Below are 16,827 nucleotides of genomic sequence, written 5' to 3'. Positions count from 1 at the left end.
CTACTCTACGGGGCGACCCCTCCCCCGCTCGGGAGCGCGCCCGCTGCGGCGTGCTCGCCCGCCTCGTCGCCTCCTCCGCGGAACTGCGTCATGTAGAGCTCGTAGTAGGCGCCGCGCTGCTTCAGGAGCGCCTCGTGCGCGCCCTGCTCGACGATCCGGCCCGACTCCATCACCAGGATGGTGTCGGCGTCGCGGATCGTGGAGAGCCGGTGCGCGATGACGAACGAGGTCCGGTCGGTGCGCAGCGCGTTCATCGCGTGCTGCACGAGCAGCTCCGTGCGGGTGTCGACCGAGGAGGTGGCCTCGTCGAGGATCAGCAGCGACGGGTTCGCGAGGAACGCGCGCGCGATCGTGATCAGCTGCCGCTCGCCCGCCGAGACGCTGCCGCCGTCGGCGTCCAGCACCGTGTCGTAGCCGTCGGGCAGCTGGCGCACGAAGCGGTCGACCATGGTGGCCTTCGCCGCGTCGACGATCTCCTCGTCGGTCGCGTCCAGGCGCCCGTAGCGGATGTTCTCGCGGATGGTGCCCTGGAAGAGCCACGCGTCCTGCAGCACCATGCCCACGCGCGAGCGCAGATCGCCGCGCGCGAGGCTCGTGATGTCGACGCCGTCGAGCAGGATGCGCCCTCCGGTGAGCTCGTAGAAGCGCATGACCAGGTTGACCAGCGTGGTCTTCCCCGCCCCGGTCGGACCGACGATGGCGACCGTCTGCCCGGGCTGCGCGGAGAAGGTCAGGTCCTCGATCAGCGGCTGCTCCGGGTCGTACGAGAACGAGACGCCCTCGAACTCCACGTGGCCGTCGGTGCGCTGCGGGAGCGACGCGGTCGCCGTCTCCGGCTCCTGCTCCTCGGCGTCGAGCAGCTCGAACGTGCGCTCGGCCGAGGCGACGCCGGACTGCAGCATGTTCGCCATGCTCGCCAGCTGGGTCACCGGCTGGGTGAACTCGCGCGAGTACTGGATGAACGCGGTCGCGTCGCCGAGCGTCAGCTGACCGGAGGCGACCCGCAGGCCGCCGACCACGGCGATGAGCACGTAGGAGAGGTAGGAGACGAAGGTCATCGCGGGCATGATCATGCCCGAGACGAACTGGGCGCCGAACGAGGCGGTGTAGAGGCTGTCGTTGCGGCGGTCGAACTCCTCGAGCATCTCGCGGTCGCGGCCGAAGGCGCGGACGATCTCGAGCCCGGAGAAGGTCTCCTCGATGTGGCCGTTGAGCGCGCCCGTGTTCTTCCACTGGGCGGCGAAGAGCTTCTGGGAGCGGGCGCCGATCACGCCTGCGATCACGCCCGAGAGCGGGATCGAGATCAGCGCGATCAGCGCGAGCTGCCACGAGACGATGAACATCATCGCGGCGATGCCGATGATGGTGAGCACCGACTGCACCAGCTGCGAGAAGGCCTGCTGCAGCGCCGTCTGGATGTTGTCGACGTCGTTCGTGACGCGCGACATCACGTCGCCGCGCTGCCGGGTGTCGAAGAAGCGCAGCGGGAGGCGGTTGAGCTTCGCCTCGATGTCCTGGCGGAGGTCGAAGACCACCCGCATCACGAGGCCGTTGAGGATGTAGCCCTGTGCCCACATGAGCACCGACGCGACGACGTACATCAGCAGCACGATGATGATCAGGCGGCCGAGGACCACGAAGTCGATGCCCGCGCCGGGCACGATGTCGGTCTTGGCCAGCATGTCGGCGAAGGTGCCGTTGCCCGAGGCGCGCTGCTGCTCGATGATCTGCTCGAGCGGGACGCCGGCGGGCAGCTGCGAGCCGATCACGCCGTTGAAGATCGTGTCCATCGCCTGCCCGAGGATCTTGGGCGCGATGACGGTGAGGACGACCGACAGCGAGACCAGGGCGACCACGAGGACCATCCGAGCGCGCTCGGGGCCGAGCAGCGAGAAGAGGCGCTTGGCCGAGGGCCAGAAGTTCTGCGCCTTGCGGGCGGGCGGCCCGTCCCCGAACATGCCGCCGTCACCCTCGCCGGGCTCGAACTCGGGCTCGGGGGACGTCGTCTCCTCGGGGGCGGTGGTGTCGCGTGTGCGCGCCATCTCAGGACACTCCTTCGACGCTCAGCTGGGATTCGACGATCTCGCGGTAGGTCGCGTTCGTCTCGAGGAGCTCGTCGTGCGTGCCGCGGCCGACGACGCGGCCCGCGTCGAGCACGACGATCTGGTCGGCGTGGCGGATGGTCGACACCCGCTGGGCCACGATGATCACGGTCGCGTCGGTGGTGGCGTCGGCCAGCGACTCCCGCAGCCGCGCATCGGTCGCGACGTCGAGCGCCGAGAACGAGTCGTCGAACAGGTAGACCCGCGGCTTCGCGACGAGGGCGCGCGCGATGCAGAGCCGCTGGCGCTGCCCGCCGGAGACGTTGGTGCCGCCCTGCGAGACCGGCTCGTCGAGCCCGTGCTCCTTGCTCCGCACGAAGTCCTCGCCCTGGGCGATGCGCAGCGCCTCCCACAGCTCGGCGTCCGTCGCGTCGGGGCGGCCGAAGCGCAGGTTCGAGGCGATCGTCCCCGAGAAGAGGTAGGGGCGCTGGGGCACGAGCCCGATCACCTCGGCGAGCTGCGCCCGGTCGAGGGAGGAGACGGGCACGCCGTCGATCGTGACGCTGCCCTCCTGCGGGTCGAACAGGCGCGGCACGAGGCCGAGCAGGGTCGTCTTGCCGGCGCCGGTGGAGCCGACGACGGCCGTGGTGCGGCCCGGCTCCGCGACGATGTCGATGCCCGAGAGCACGGGGCGCTCGGCGCCCGGGTAGCCGAAGACGACCCCGGAGAACTCGACGCGGCCGCGCGCGGGCGTCGGGACTCCGCCCTGGGGCGTGGTGAGGCTGGTGCGGGCGTCGAGCACCTGCTGGATCCGCTCGGCGCAGACGACCGCGCGCGGGATCATCATCACCATGAAGACGCCCATCATCACGGCGGTGAGGATCTGGAGGAGGTACTGCAGGAACGCGGTGAGCGAGCCCACCTGCATCTGACCTGCGTCGACCCGCTGCCCGCCGAACCACAGCACGGCCGCGGTGGCCAGGTGCAGGATCATCATGATCGCGGGGAACATCAGCACGAAGATGTTGCCGACCTTGATCGACACCTCGGTGATCGCCGCGTTGGCCTTGCGGTACCGCTCGGACTCGAACGGCTCGCGCACGAAGGCGCGCACCACGCGGATGCCCGTGATCTGCTCGCGCAGCACGCTGTTGATCCCGTCGATCCGGTCCTGCATGAGGCGGAACAGCGGCAGCAGCAGGAACACCAGGAAGCCGACCACGACGAACAGCAGCGGCACCGACACCCAGACCAGCCAGGAGAGGCCGGCGTCCTCGCGCAGGGCGAAGACGATGCCGCCGACGCACATGATCGGCGCGGAGACCATGAAGTTGAGGGTCATCAGCACGAGCATCTGCACCTGCTGCACGTCGTTCGTGCCGCGGGTGATCAGGGTGGCCGTGCCGAAGCCGCCGACCTCGAGCCCGCTGAGCGAGTCGACGCGGCGGTAGACGTCGCGGCGCAGGTCGCGGCCGACGGACATGGCGGTGCGGGCGCCGAAGTAGACGGCTCCGATCGCCGCGGCGACCTGCACGACGCAGACGCCGAGCATGGTCATGCCGGTGCCCCAGATGAAGTCGGTGTCGCCGCGGCCGATGCCCTGGTCGATGATCTCGGCGTTGAGGCTCGGCAGGTAGAGCGCGGCGAGCGTCGCGACGAGCTGCAGCACGACGACGGCGGCCACCCACCGCGCGTAGGGCTTCGCGTAGGCGGAGGCGAGGCGGAGCAGGATCATGGGTCCTCCGGAGGGGCGGAGCAGGAGCGGGAGGGGAGGGGACCGGGCTGGGGAGCGCGGAGCGCCGGGGAGCCCGTCGGGCCCGCACGGCGCGGGCGACGGCGGCGTCCGGACGGCGCGACGAACGGCCGGTCGGGACGGCGCTAGACAACCATCGACCACCGACACCGGTTCCGCAATCCGCCGAGGGGATGACTCCCCCGGCCCGCGGCCGCCGGGACGCGCGGAGGACGCGCAGGAGACGTGTCGGCGGCGGCTCCTACACTTCCAGGATGCGCATCGCCACCTGGAACGTGAACTCCATCCGGGCCCGCACCGGCCGCGTCGTCGACTGGCTCGTGCGCGAGGACGTGGACGTCCTCGCCATGCAGGAGCTCAAGTGCAAGCCCGAGCAGTTCCCGCACGAGGCCTTCGCCGAGGCCGGCTACCACGTCGAGATGGTCGGGCTCAGCCAGTGGAACGGCGTCGGCATCGCCTCGCGCCTGCCGATGGAGGACGTGCAGGTCGGCTTCCCGGGCATGCCCGGCTTCGCGAAGGAGGCGGCGGCCGACGGCTCCTACCCGCTCGAGGCCCGCGCGATCGGCGCGACGGTCGACGGCGTGCGCGTCTGGAGCCTCTACGTCCCGAACGGCCGCGCGGTCGACGACCCGCACTACCTCTACAAGCTCGAGTGGCTCGCGGCCCTCGAGGCGAGCACCCGCGAGTGGCTGGCCGCCGAGCCCGACCTGCCGCTCGCCCTGGTCGGCGACTGGAACGTCGCGCCGCTCGACAGCGACGTGGGCGATCCGAGCCTCGGCCCCGGATCCACGCACGTCTCGATCCCCGAGCGCGCCGCCTTCGCCGCCTTCGAGGACGCGGGCCTGCGCGACGTCGTCCGCCCCCTCGTGCCCGAGGGCTACACCTACTGGGACTACAAGCAGCTCCGCTTCCCGCGCAACGAGGGGCTGCGGATCGACTTCGTGCTCGGCTCCCCCGCGTTCGGCGAGCTCGTCACCGGCGCCTCGATCCACCGCGACGAGCGCAAGGGCGACGCCCCGAGCGACCACGTCCCGGTGGTGGTCGATCTCGACCTGGAGACGACCCTCGACGACGACCGCCCGATGATCTTCTGAGCATGGCCTCGTCGAAGAAGAAGCGCGCGCGGGCCCAGGCCGCCTCGGCCGGTGCCTCCCGCCCCGCCTCCCGACCCGCGACGGCACGCCCTGCGACCGCCCGCCCTGCGACCGCCCGTCCCGCAGCCGCGCACGACGAGTTCCGGTCCGACGCCTACCGCTCGGTGGGCGAGATCATCGCCGCCGGGAAGCCGCGCCGGCGCCGCTGGGACCTCGTGCTCTCGATCCTCGGCTGCCTCGCCCTCGGCCTGCTCACGATCGTGCTCGGCTACCTCGCCGCGATCCTCTCGGTCTTCCCCGCGCAGTGCGAGGGCCAGAACTTCGCCTGCGACTTCGACCGGATCGACTGGGGCGTCTCGATCGCGCTGATCGGGCCGCCCGCGCTGACACTGATCGCCGTGGCCGTGACGGTCGTGCGCTACCTCGTGGGCCGCCGCGCGTTCCTCGTGCCGGTCATCGGGTTCGTGCTCTGCATCGCCACCGCGTTCCTCGCCTCCTCGCTCGTGACGAGCTCGATCCCCGGGTCGGCGCTGGTCTAGCACCGACCCGGGGCTTGTCAGCGGTCGGCGTGCTCGGCGCTGGTCCAGCACCGACCCGGAGGCGCGTCAGCGGTCGGCGTGCTCGGCGCTGGTCCAGCACCGACCCGGAGGTGCGCGAAGGCGAGGTCAGCCGCAGGCGGGCTCGTCGTTCAGCGTGACCGCGGTGGGGTTGATCATCGGGGTCACCCGCACGGTCTGGTCGCCGAAGCCGGAGGCGTCGCCGGCGCTGAACTGCACGTCGAACGTCTCGGACTGGCCGGGCGAGAGCTGCACGGCGACCTTCGAGACGGGACGGCCGAGGTCGTCGAGGCTCTCGGGTCCGTAGCCGGTGCCGTCGGCCCAGGCCGCGCTCGACACCGTGGTCCCGGGAGGGCCGTAGACGTAGATGTTGGTGACGAAGTCGCCCAGGGGGTACGCACCGCGCCCGCCGGCCGCGGCGACGTAGCCGGGCAGCGTCCGAGCGACCGCCTTCGAGATCGTGTTGGTCACGGTGACGGAGGTGGTGAAGACCGCGCCCGAGGCGGCGCACCGGCCCGCGCTCGACTGCGTGACCGCCGTGCTCAGGTAGTAGTCCATCTTCGAGCCGCCCGAGGCGTCCTGGAAGAACACTCCGGTGGTCGTGCCGTCGGTCGTCGTCTGCGGCAGGACCCCCGCGATCGGCGTGGGCGCGAGGAGCGCCTGCTCGTCGGCGTCGGAGCTGTAGGCGAGGATGCGGCTCTCGTCGACCGCCTTCACGATCGCCGGGAGCATCTTCGTCGGCTCCATCTCCCCGCCGAGGATCTTGCCCAGGACCGTCGCGCTCGCCTCCGAGAAGAACTCGTCGGTGCGCTCGGCCACGACCGACTCCGGGTAGCGGAAGTAGACCTCGTTGAGCAGGGTCGAGACGGTGTTCTCGCTCGTGAGGACCGTGCCGTCGGTGAGGGTCACGGGCCCGGTCGAGCCGAGGAGGTAGGAGAGGGCGACGGGGTCGATCGCGAGGACGCCGTCGATCCTCTGCTCGGGGAACTTCTGCGCCCAGAACTGCGAGGCGATCGAGGCGGCCGTCGGGAAGTCGGGGCGGCTGGTCGAGACGTTGAAGGTCGTCGCCATGTTCTCGCCGATGGTGTCGAGCGCGCTCTGGTCGACGGTGACGGGCGCCAGACCGCGGAAGTCGCCGCTGCCCAGCTGACGGCCGATCGATATCGCGCCGCCGTCGACGTCGAGCTGCATCACCGACGACGCGCCGCCGCCCAGAGCCTGCGACTCCGCCAGGTTCTGGAACATCACCAGGTAGTGGCGCGGACCGGACGCTCCGAGGGAGTCGGGGAGGATCGCGGTGAGCGGCTCGACCTGCTCCATCGCCGCGGTCGCGGTGGCCAGCTGCGGAGTGAAGGAGTCGAGGGCCGAGGCGACCTGCGGCACCAGCGGGCCGCGGTCGATGCCCTCGACGCGGGTCTGCGCCGCGTCGACGACCTCCTTGGCGACGGTGATCTTCTGCGACAGCTCGGTGATCGCCGCGAGGTCGACCCTGCCGTCGACGGGCTTGAGGATGTCGAGCGAGGTCGTGGAGAGCGGCGTGACGATCCGGCCGGAGACGTCGTCGGCGATCTCGGTCGCGGCGCGGACCGCGGACAGGTTCGGCCCGAGGACGGGCACCACCTCCATCACCCGCCACACCGGGTCCTCGGTCTCGTCGCGCGCCTCGCCGGTGAGGGTCGCGATCCGGCCCGCGATCTCCTCCGCCCCGGAGGTGTCGAACGTCGTCAGCCTGTCCGTCACCTGCGACACCAGCGGGATCGCCTCGGTCAGCTTGTCGCGGACGGTCATCGCCTTGTCGTAGGTGCGCACGCCGAGGAGCACCGCGACGACGGCGCCGATCAGCAGGACCAGGAGGACGATCAGCGTGATCCAGAGGCCGCGACGGCGGCGCGGCCTGCCGCGGGCGGAGCGGTCGGCGGACGTGGTGGTGCTCATTCGAGAGAGCCTAAGCGACGGTCGGCGGAGTGCGACCGGGCCCGCGCCACCGGCCCCGTCCCAGGACGAGGGACACGCGACGCGGATGCGCGGGCCGTCCGGCGCCTCCGCCGGGCCCGAGCGGGAGCCGGGGATGCTGCTCCGCTCAGCCCAGCAGGAGGGACACCCCGATGAGCACGGGCACCGCGGCGACCGTGGTCACGAGGGCCGTGTCGCGGGCGACGGCGACGCCCCGGTCGTAGCGCGAGGCGAAGGTGAAGATGTTCTGCGCGGTCGGCAGCGCGGCGGTCACCGTCACCACGAAGAGGTGCTCGGAGTCGAGGTGGAACGCGAAGCGCCCCAGCAGCAGCGCGACCGCCGGCATCACCAGCGACTTGAGCACGGAGGCGACGACCACCTCGACCCGCGCCGGCCCCGCCTCCAGCGGCCGCTGCCCGCGCAGCGACATCCCGAAGGCGATCAGCACCAGCGGGATCGACGCGTTGCCGATGATCGAGAACGGCTGCAGCACGGGCGCGGGCAGCTCGACGCCGGTGAGGGCGACGACGAGGCCGAGGGCGGAGGCGATGATCATCGGATTCCGCAGCGGCTGCGTGAGGATCGCGCCGACCGAGGTCCGCCCGCTCGTCGAGACGTCGAGCAGCGTCAGGATCGTCGGCGCGAGGACGATCAGCTGCAGGAGGAGCGTCGGGGCCACCCACTGCGGATCGCCCAGCACGTAGATGGCGACCGGCAGCCCGATGTTGTTGGCGTTGACGTAGGAGGAGGCCGCGGTCCCGATCACCGTCTCCGGCAGCGGGCGGGGGAAGAGCAGCCGCGAGGCCAGCACGTAGAGCAGGGCGACGGTCAGCACCGTCAGGAGCGAGACGAGCAGGAACGAGGAGAAGAGGACGGAGACGTCGGCCCGCGACAGCACGGTGAACAGCAGCGCCGGCGTCGTGACGAAGAAGGCGATCCGCGACAGGATCAGCCGGCTCTCGGGCGGGACGATCCGGAACCGCGCGATCAGGTAGCCGACCGCGATGACGACCCCGATGATCGAGAAGCCGGTGAGCACGCCCTCCACGCCGCCGCCTCCCCGCCGCGGCCCGTCCGCTGTCGCGCCTCCACCCTAGGCAGTGGCCGGGCGTTGCAGCGCCGGCGGGACGCGCCTACGGTGTGCGGCATGCCGCATCTCGAGGTCCCCGGCGCGAGCCTCTACTGGGAGGCGGACGGCCACGCCTCCGCGCCCGCCCTGCTGCTCGTGCACGCGGGCATCGCCGACCTGCGGATGTGGGACCCGCTCGTCCCCGACCTCTCGCGCGACCGGCTGGTGGTCCGCTACGACGTCCGCGGCGCGGGCGGAACGAGCACGGAGGACGTGGAGTACGACCCGCGCCGGGACGCCCTGGACGTGCTCGACCACCTCGGGGTCGAGCGCGCGGTGGTCGTCGGCTGCTCGCGGGGCGGGACGCTCGCGCTCGACCTGGCGCTCGAGCATCCGGAGCGGGTGACCGGCCTGGTCGTGATCGCGCCGGGCCTGGCGGGCTTCGACTACCCCGCGCTGACGGCGGAGGAGGAGCGGCGCTTCGGGGAGGTCGAGGCGCTGGAGCTCGCGGGCGAGCGGGAGGCCGCGGCGATCGTCGAGGCGGAGCTCTGGGCCGTGGGTCCCGACCGCTCCGCGGACGACGTGGCTCCGGAGTTCCTTGCGCGGGTCCGGGAGCTCGCGCTCACGGGCGTCGGCCACGAGGCGGAGGCCCCCCGCCCGATCGATCCCTCCGGGCCGGCGGGCGAGCGGCTCGGGGAGATCGCCGTGCCGACCCTCGTCGTGGCGGGCGCGCACGACCTCTCCGAGTCGCTGCCGGTCTGCGAGCACCTCGCCGCCGAGGTGGGCGGTGCCGAGCTGCACGTGCTCGAGGACGCGGCGCACCTGCCCGGCCTCGAGCACCCCGAGGAGTTCCTCGCGGTGCTGCGGCCGTGGCTGGAGCGCCACGGGATCTGATCAGGCCACGGCGGCCAGGTCGAACGCCCAGTCCACGTAGAGCTCCGGCGGTTCGCCCTGCTCGACGAGGTCGATCCGGTCGAAGCCGGCCTCGACGCAGGTCGCGCCCGCGTCCAGGTCGCTCTCCGCCACGAAGGCGTGCACGAAGCGGGGCACGGGGAACGCCGCCGCCTCCTCGAGCAGCATCCGCACGGAGGCCGCGGTGATGCCGCGGGCGTGCGGAGCGATGCTCCACGCCGCCTCGTAGGCGACGACGCCGCGCGAGCAGCCGTACCAATAGCCGATGGAGCCGACGGAGAGTCCGTCCAGCTCGACCACGTAGAAGAACGCGTCGCCGTCCGCCCAACCGCGCAGGTAGCGGTCGTGGCGCACGAGGATCTCGCTCTCGCTCTCGAGTCCGCCGCCCGCGTGCGCGAGGGTGTCGCGCAGGACGGAGGCGTCCGCCTGCGGCCAGGGGAGCAGGCGGAGGTTCTCGGGGTGGTGGTCGATGCTGGCTGTTCTCTGGTCGCTTCCGGGTTCGGGTCCCGTCACGCGCTCCGATCCTCTCTCTCAGGATGGCTCGCCGATCGAGCGCGCCGCCAGGGTGTTCGGCGCGCCTGTCCGATCGGATGTCTCCGCACTCGGGATGCGGACACGGTGTCGCCCCATTTTCGACCCGATCAGGGGAGGGAAACGGAAGCGGTGAGGAATCTAGCCCCGGACGGGGGGTGGCACCTGCACAACACCTGGGCAGCCGCTGACCGCGGGGCCTCCGAGGGGCGGCGGAGACGTGCGCCCGCCCCCGCGAGATCGCCGCTTCGCTCCGCTGAGACGCAAGAAAAGCGCGCGCACGAGCCCATACGCTCGGAGTCGGAGCGCGTTCCGCTCCTGCAGCCCCGTATCACCAGCGTGAGGAGGATCACCATGTCGCAAGCCGTGCAGAGCACCGTCGTCGGAGAACCCGAGGTCGTCGAGGACCGCGTGGAGGAGTCCGCCGCCTGGCTCGACCTGAAGGCGGCCGCCGCCGGGCTGCAGCCGCTCCAGTCCCAGGACGGCTCGCTCGCCGATCCCGAGCGGCTCGAGGAGGCGCGCACCCTCGTCGAGCGGATCGTCGCCGGCGTCCGCACCCTCGCCCCCGCGTTCCCGCACGACGCCGCGTACCTCGACGCGCTGGTCGTCGACCTCGAGCGCTGGAGCGCCGGCGGACTCGGCCTGCCCGACTTCCTCGACTCGCTCACCGCGTTCCAGCCGCAGCTCGAGCGCGTCGACGGCCGCCGCCACCTCGTCGTCTTCCCCATGTACACCCAGAACGGCAGCCGCGACCGCCACGTCGAGGCCGTCCTCGTCGAGGTCGTCTGGCCGCGGTTCGTCGCCGAGCTGGAGGCGGGCGACTACTCCAACGCCCTCTTCGTGCCCGTGCGCTTCGTCGACTTCACCGCCGGCTACGACACCGACAGCGCCGTGCTGTTCCCCGAGACGGTCGCGATGCGCTCCGTCCCGTCCTTCACCTGGGGCGCGATCTTCGCCGACCGCGAGGCGGCCCGGTTCCGCCGCGTCGTCACGGAGGCGGCCCGGATCACCCGTCTCGAGCTCCCGGAGGACGCGCAGCGCCTGCTGGCCGACCAGCGCCTGGCGGAGGAGTCCTTCGTGATGTGGGACCTCATCCACGACCGCACCCACATGCGCGGCGACCTGCCGTTCGACCCGTTCATGATCAAGCAGCGGATGCCCTTCTTCCTCTACTCGCTGGAGGAGCTGCGGTGCGACCTCACCGCCTTCCGCGAGGCCGTCGCCATCGAGCGCCGCCTCGGCGCGCTCGACCGCCGCGACGACGAGGAGGAGGCGCTGGCCGAGCGCTCGCGCTTCGTGCAGTACGCGATCCTGTTCGACCGGCTCTTCCGCTTCCCGCTCACCGGGTCGCGGGTGCGCAACTACGACGGCCTCGGCGGCCAGCTGCTCTTCGCCTGGCTGCACCAGCACGGCGTCCTGCACTGGACCGACACCCGGCTGGCGTTCGAGTGGGACGGCGTCGCCGACGTGGTCGTCGCCCTCTCGGACGCGATCGACGAGCTCTACTGGCGCTCGATCGACCGGCCGAAGACGGCGCACTGGCTGGCCGCGCACGAGCTGATCGCGGCCACTCTCACTCCGCACCCCGCCTCCGCCTGGGCCCGCGGGCTCCCGGACGAGGTGCTGCTCGGCGCCCCGCGCGGCCTCACCGACGCGGTGCTGGACGACGAGTTCCCGCTGTCGATGTTCTACGAGGCCCTCGGGAGGAAGATGGGCGACGTCATCGCCTCGACCCGGGGCATCACCGGCCGGGACTGACGTCGCGCCCGGGAGGCGGCGGGGTGCGCTCCTCCGCCTCCCGGGGCCCCGTCCGACCGGCGTCGGTTAGCGTGGGGCGCATGCCCTCAGGTGACGGAGCCGCGGACCCGCTCGACGCGGGCTGGATCCGGCGAGCGCCGAGCCGGGCCGGATACGTGCGCGACGCGGTCACCGCGGGGATCCTGCTGGTGGCGACGATCGTCTCCGTCGCGCTGTACTCCTCGGCGGGCTTCCCGGACGCGGCGCACCCCGTCGTCAGCGCCCACTGGGCCGTCCTGATGACCCTTCCCCTCGCGCTGCGCCGCCGGTTCCCCGCGAGCGTGGCGGCCGGGCTCTCCGTCGTCTACGCGCTCGGGATCGTGCTCCAGGTGCCGGAGTCGCTCTTCGGCCAGATCTGCCTGTTCCTCGCGCTCTACACGGTCGGCGCGTGGGGCCGGAACCGGCGCACGGCGCTCGTCGTCCGAGTGGCGATCGCGGTCGGGATGCTGGGCTGGCTGCTCACCACCCTCGCCACGGGCGAGTACTTCGGCAGCTCCGTGCCGGTCGACGACTCCCCCGGCCTGCTCTCGCCCTACGCGGCGGAGTCGGCCCTCGCGGTCGTGTCGAACCTGCTCTACTTCGGCAGCGCCTACGTCTTCGGCGAGGCGTCGTGGCAGTCGGCCCGCCGGCTGGAGGCGCTCGAGACGCGCACGGCCGAGCTCGACGACGAGCGGGAGCGCTCCTCGCGGCAGGCCGTGTCCTCCGAGCGGCTGCGGATCGCGCGCGAGCTGCACGACGTGGTCGCGCACCACGTCAGCGTGATGGGCGTGCAGGCGGGAGCGGCGCGGCGGGTGCTGGCGCGGGATCCGGAGCGGGCGGCGGCCTCGCTCAGCGCCATCGAGGGCGACGCGCGCTCGGCGATCGAGGAGCTGCACCGCATCCTGGTCGCGCTGCGCGCCGAGGACGCGGTGCCGAATCCGCTCACCGACGCCGCGTCCACCCGTGGGGTGGCCCAGCTCGAGGAGCTGGTCGCGGCGTCCAGCGGGTCGGGCCTGCCCACCGTCTTCCTCACCCTCGGCACGCCCCGCGAGATCCCCGCGACGGTGGGGCTCAGCCTCTACCGCATCGCGCAGGAGTCGCTCACGAACGTCCGCAAGCACGCGGGGCGCGGCGCGCACGCCGAGGTGCGCCTCCGCTACGCCCCCGACGCGGTCGAGCTCGAGATCGCCGACGACGGCGGGTCCGGCCCGCACCCGAGCGCTCCCGCCTCCTGCGGACTGGGGCACACCGGCATGAGCGAGCGCGCGGCCGCGGTCGGCGGCTGGATCGAGATGGGGCCGAGGGGCGGAGGGTACCTCGTGCACGCCCGGGTGCCGCTGTCCCCCGTCCGGGCGAGCGTGCCGGACGCCGACGACCCGGTACCGTCGTCGGAGACGTCGCGGGGGCGTCAAGAGCGAGCGAGCGGGGGCCGCCCATGACCGAGCACGTGCGCGTGCTGCTCGTCGACGACCAGGAGCTCGTCCGCGTGGGCTTCCGCATCATCCTCGAGTCGGAGCCGGGGATCGAGGTGGTCGGCGAGGCCCGCACCGGGCTCGAGGCCCTGCAGCGCGCCTCCGAGCTGCGCCCCGACGTGATCTGCATGGACGTGCAGATGCCCGGCCTCGACGGCCTGGCCGCGACCCGCGAGATCGTGGCCGACCCGCGCCTGTGCTCGCGGGTGCTCATCCTCACCACCTTCGACCGCGACGACTACCTCTTCGAGGCGCTCTCGGCCGGCGCCAGCGGGTTCCTGCTCAAGAACGCGTCGCCGGAGGAGCTGGTCGAGGCCGTGCAGGTGGTCGCCCGCGGCGACGCGATGCTCGCCCCCGACGTCACCCGGCGCGTGATCGAGCGGTTCGCGTCCGTGCCCGAGCACACGCCGGCCGCCGCCGACCACTCCGGAGTGGCCGATCTGACGGACCGCGAGCGCGAGGTGCTCGTGCACCTGGCGCGGGGCTGGTCGAACGCCGAGATCGCGGCCGAGCTGTTCGTGGGCGAGGCGACCGTGAAGACGCACGTCTCGAAGATCCTGATGAAGCTCGGCGTGCGCGACCGGATCCAGGCGGTCGTGTTCGCCTACGAGCACGGGATCGCGGTGCCGGGGCGCCCCTGAGCGGTCGGCACCGTGGTGGACGGCTCGGAGGTGCTCGACGCCGGGGCGGTCAGCGCCGGGACTGGCTCGAGGCCGGGCGCGGCGGGGTGCGGCGGACGAACTCCATCCGGATCTCCGGCACGATCTTCCGGTCGAGCACGACCGTCATGTAGCGGCCGTCGACGCGGGCGCCGATCGCGACCACGTCCGGATCGGTGTCCACGCGGTAGCCGCGCAGCGCCTCCCCGTCCACGATCACCGGGACGCCCCGCACGACGTCCTCGTCGCGGAGGGCGGCGGCGACCACCGGCATCCCGCCGCGGCGGCTGCGCACGCGGCCCGGGAAGGTGTTGCGGAGCACGTCGCCCATGTGGGCCGCGAGGCGGGACTCCAGGGGCCGGCTGCGCTCGGCGGGGATCGGCACGGAGGTGCGGACCGCCTCCCAGAGCACCGGGTACCGCATCCGCGTCACCTGGTCGACCATCCACGGCGGCAGGTGGTCGTTCTCGGCGCGCTCGATCGCGCGCTTCTGCTCGGGGGTCAGCGGGACGTGGTTGACGGGGTCGGCGCGGTTGCGCGGGTTCTTGTAGAACGAGTACGAGAGCGAGATCTCGACGAAGCGGCCGAGCGCCATCGTCTGCGCCGCGGCGAACTCCTCCAGCCTCGGCTGGGGCGCGAACGCGAGGACGGGATCGCCGAAGCGAGCCGCGATCTCGTCCACCCCGGGAGGGGCGGGCATGTCGCGGACAGCTCCCGTCGTGTCCATGCGCATACGTCAAGAGTGGCCTGCCTCCCAGCCGATACCAACTTCTTGACGGAGATCGGCTTTCGGGTCGTCGTCCTTTCACCTGCCCGAAACATGCGGGAGGCAGGAGGGGTGTCTCGGCGGGCGCCTCCGGGGCTCCTCCGGGCGGCGGGCTGCGAAGATGGAGGGATGAGCGCTCTGCACGATCCCGACGTCCGCGGCTTCGCCTCCGACAACTACTCCGGAGTGCACGACGAGGTCCTCGCCGCGATCGCCGCGGCCAACGGAGCGCACCAGATCGCCTACGGCGAGGACGTCTACACCGAGCGCCTGCAGGAGGCGTTCCGCCGCGAGTTCGGCGAGCAGGCCCAGGCCTTCCCCGTCTTCAACGGCACGGGCGCCAACGTCACCGGCCTGCAGTCGATGCTGCCGCGGTGGGGCGCCGTCGTCTCGGCGGGCACCGCGCACATCACCTCCGACGAGGGCGGAGCGCCGGAGAAGGTCGGCGGGATCAAGATCCTCACGGTCCCCACGCCCGACGGCAAGCTGACCCCGGCGCTGGTCGACCAGGAGGCGTGGGGCTTCGGCGACGAGCACCGCGCCCAGCCGCTCGTGGTCTCGATCACCCAGTCCTCCGAGCTCGGCACCGTCTACACCCCCGAGGAGGTGCGCGCGCTCGCCGACCACGCGCACGGCCTCGGCATGCGGCTGCACATGGACGGGGCGCGCATCGCGAACGCCGCGGCCGCCCTCGGCCTGCCCCTGCGGTCCTTCACGACCGACGCGGGCGTCGACGTGCTCTCGTTCGGCGGCACCAAGAACGGCATCCTGCTCGGGGAGGCGATCGTCGTGCTCGACCCGGCGGCCTCGACCGGGCTGACCTTCCTCCGCAAGACCAACATGCAGCTGTCCTCCAAGATGCGCTTCATCTCGGCGCAGCTGCTCGCCCTGCTCGGCGACGGCGGCGAGGAGGAGCCCCTGTGGCTCCGCTCGGCCCGGCACGCGAACGCCATGGCGGCGCGCCTGCGCTCGGGGCTCGAGGAGGCGATCGCCGCCGGCCGGATCACCGGGCTCGAGTTCACGCAGCAGACCCAGGCCAACGCGGTGTTCGCGACGCTGCCGCCCGGAGTCGCGGACCGGCTCCGCGCCGCCTACCGCTTCTACGACTGGAACCCGGCGACCGGCGAGGTCCGCTGGGTCTGCTCCTTCGACACGACGGAGGACGACATCGACGCGTTCACGGCCGCGATCGAGCGCGAGCTGGCCGCGTGAGGGCCCGCCTCCCGCGCCTGGCGACGGTCGGCGCCGCGCTCGCCGTTCTCGTCGCGCTGACGGGCTGCACGTCGGCCGAACGCTCGGACGTCGCGGCCACCCCGTCGGCGTCCGAGACCGTCGCTCCGACTCCCTCCGCGACTCCGACGCCCTCGCCCACGCCCACGGCCTCGACCCGCCTGGGCTGCGACTCCCTCCTCCCCGCCACGCGGGCGGCCTCGGCGCTGGGGGTCTCCCGCAGCGCTCTCGAGGGCAGCCGCGAGGTAACGACGCGCTCCTCGGGCGAGCTGATCCGCGAGGCCGCGGAGGAGAACGGCGGAGTGCTCCGCTGCGCCTGGTACGACGAGGACGCCTCGATCACCGCGGCCGCGGTCGACGACGCCGCCGAGGCCTTCGCCGGCCGTCCGGGCCCGCGCCTCGAGACCGCCGTCGAGGCCTACGGCTCCTGCACCGACGGCAGCTGCGACCTGGACCTGCTCGCCGGCGCCACCTGGGTGACGCTGCAGCTGCGCGGCGCCCCCGCGGCCGTCGACCTCGCCGCGCTGGCGACCGGCACCGCCTCCGCCGCGCTCGGCACCCTTGACGAGCCGGTCACCGCGACGGCGCCCGTCTGCACCGAGGTCCTGACGGCCGAGCAGCTGTTCGGTGCCGCCGGTCTCGCGCAGGCGACCGCGGGGACGGGGACCGGGACGCCGACCACCGCGTCGGCCGCTGCCGCCGCCCGGGCCGGGTACGCCTCCTGCAGCTGGAGCGACGCCTCCAGCGCCGCCTACTCGGGCGTGACGGTCGACGCGCTCCCGAACGGCGACGACGGCTGGCGGAACCTCTCGCTGACCTCGGGCCTGGCGATCCCGCTCGAGCCGCTCGACGGCTTCGGCGAGAAGGCCCTCACCGGCTGCGCGGCGGGCGTCTGCGAGATCGACGCGCTCGCCGACGACGTGTGGTGGCGCGTGACCGTCACCGGCGACGCGGCGAAGGCCGAGGCCGTCGCCCGCGCCGTGCTCGCGAACGCCTGACCCGGGCACCCCGCT

Annotated in this window: 14 protein-coding genes; 8 read left to right on the top strand and 6 right to left on the bottom strand. The window is 72.7% G+C overall.

What is annotated here, in order from left to right:
* Positions 1-5: 5 nt before the first annotated feature.
* Positions 6-2,042, bottom strand: coding sequence for an ABC transporter ATP-binding protein (locus C5C36_RS08355; protein ID WP_104273943.1), 2,037 nt, complete (start codon positions 2,040-2,042; stop codon positions 6-8).
* 1 nt (position 2,043) lies between these two features.
* Positions 2,044-3,777 carry an ABC transporter ATP-binding protein gene (locus C5C36_RS08350; RefSeq protein ID WP_104297342.1) on the bottom strand — a complete coding sequence of 578 codons (1,734 nt, stop codon included), beginning with the start codon at positions 3,775-3,777 and terminating at the stop codon, positions 2,044-2,046.
* 272 nt (positions 3,778-4,049) lie between these two features.
* On the opposite strand from C5C36_RS08350, the gene C5C36_RS08345 reads away from it, so the two are divergent.
* Together C5C36_RS08345 and C5C36_RS08340 are read left to right on the top strand one after the other, a co-directional pair.
* The gene (locus C5C36_RS08345; protein WP_104297341.1) at positions 4,050-4,889 is read left to right on the top strand and encodes an exodeoxyribonuclease III; all 840 of its coding nucleotides are present in this window, start codon (positions 4,050-4,052) and stop codon (positions 4,887-4,889) included.
* 2 nt (positions 4,890-4,891) lie between these two features.
* A complete protein-coding gene (locus C5C36_RS08340) occupies positions 4,892-5,428 on the top strand; it encodes a hypothetical protein (RefSeq protein WP_104260953.1) in 537 nt (178 codons plus the stop codon).
* Between the two features lie 126 nt (positions 5,429-5,554).
* Here C5C36_RS08340 and C5C36_RS08335 read toward each other — a convergent pair whose 3' ends face one another.
* Together C5C36_RS08335 and C5C36_RS08330 are read right to left on the bottom strand one after the other, a co-directional pair.
* The gene (locus C5C36_RS08335; protein WP_104269034.1) at positions 5,555-7,381 is read right to left on the bottom strand and encodes a DUF4012 domain-containing protein; all 1,827 of its coding nucleotides are present in this window, start codon (positions 7,379-7,381) and stop codon (positions 5,555-5,557) included.
* 145 nt (positions 7,382-7,526) lie between these two features.
* On the bottom strand, positions 7,527-8,447 hold the full coding sequence (locus C5C36_RS08330) for an AEC family transporter (RefSeq protein ID WP_104222809.1): 921 nt from the start codon (positions 8,445-8,447) through the stop codon (positions 7,527-7,529).
* 99 nt (positions 8,448-8,546) lie between these two features.
* Here C5C36_RS08330 and C5C36_RS08325 point away from each other — a divergent pair, with 99 nt between their 5' ends.
* Positions 8,547-9,362 carry an alpha/beta fold hydrolase gene (locus C5C36_RS08325; RefSeq protein ID WP_104273543.1) on the top strand — a complete coding sequence of 272 codons (816 nt, stop codon included), beginning with the start codon at positions 8,547-8,549 and terminating at the stop codon, positions 9,360-9,362.
* Here C5C36_RS08325 and C5C36_RS08320 read toward each other — a convergent pair whose 3' ends face one another.
* Positions 9,363-9,893: a hypothetical protein gene (locus C5C36_RS08320; RefSeq protein ID WP_104222811.1), complete on the bottom strand. Its 531-nt coding sequence runs from the start codon at positions 9,891-9,893 to the stop codon at positions 9,363-9,365.
* Between the two features lie 372 nt (positions 9,894-10,265).
* Between C5C36_RS08320 and C5C36_RS08315 the strand changes: the two genes are divergently transcribed.
* The 3 genes from C5C36_RS08315 (at position 10,266) to C5C36_RS08305 (ending at position 13,800) form a co-directional block, all read left to right on the top strand.
* On the top strand, positions 10,266-11,669 hold the full coding sequence (locus C5C36_RS08315) for a DUF6421 family protein (protein ID WP_104309566.1): 1,404 nt from the start codon (positions 10,266-10,268) through the stop codon (positions 11,667-11,669).
* Between the two features lie 80 nt (positions 11,670-11,749).
* The gene (locus tag C5C36_RS08310) at positions 11,750-13,126 is read left to right on the top strand and encodes a sensor histidine kinase (RefSeq protein WP_104260958.1); all 1,377 of its coding nucleotides are present in this window, start codon (positions 11,750-11,752) and stop codon (positions 13,124-13,126) included.
* Complete coding sequence (locus C5C36_RS08305) at positions 13,123-13,800, top strand: response regulator transcription factor (RefSeq protein ID WP_104309565.1); 678 nt, start codon at positions 13,123-13,125, stop codon at positions 13,798-13,800. The genes C5C36_RS08310 and C5C36_RS08305 overlap by 4 nt, the downstream gene beginning before the upstream one ends.
* A gap of 49 nt (positions 13,801-13,849) precedes the next feature.
* Here the strand turns inward: C5C36_RS08305 and C5C36_RS08300 are convergent, their stop codons facing one another.
* Positions 13,850-14,545 carry a hypothetical protein gene (locus C5C36_RS08300; protein WP_104225730.1) on the bottom strand — a complete coding sequence of 232 codons (696 nt, stop codon included), beginning with the start codon at positions 14,543-14,545 and terminating at the stop codon, positions 13,850-13,852.
* A 168-nt stretch (positions 14,546-14,713) separates the two neighbouring features.
* Between C5C36_RS08300 and C5C36_RS08295 the strand changes: the two genes are divergently transcribed.
* The gene (locus tag C5C36_RS08295; protein WP_104222816.1) at positions 14,714-15,796 is read left to right on the top strand and encodes a low specificity L-threonine aldolase; all 1,083 of its coding nucleotides are present in this window, start codon (positions 14,714-14,716) and stop codon (positions 15,794-15,796) included.
* Positions 15,793-16,812 carry a hypothetical protein gene (locus tag C5C36_RS08290; RefSeq protein WP_104309564.1) on the top strand — a complete coding sequence of 340 codons (1,020 nt, stop codon included), beginning with the start codon at positions 15,793-15,795 and terminating at the stop codon, positions 16,810-16,812. Before C5C36_RS08295 ends, C5C36_RS08290 begins: the two co-directional genes overlap by 4 nt.
* Positions 16,813-16,827: the final 15 nt, after the last annotated feature.

The organism is Rathayibacter sp. AY1G1, assembly GCF_002932095.1.
GTDB lineage: Bacteria > Actinomycetota > Actinomycetes > Actinomycetales > Microbacteriaceae > Rathayibacter.
Note: the sequence above shows the minus strand (reverse complement) of the source record. Positions and strands in the feature narration are given on the sequence as shown.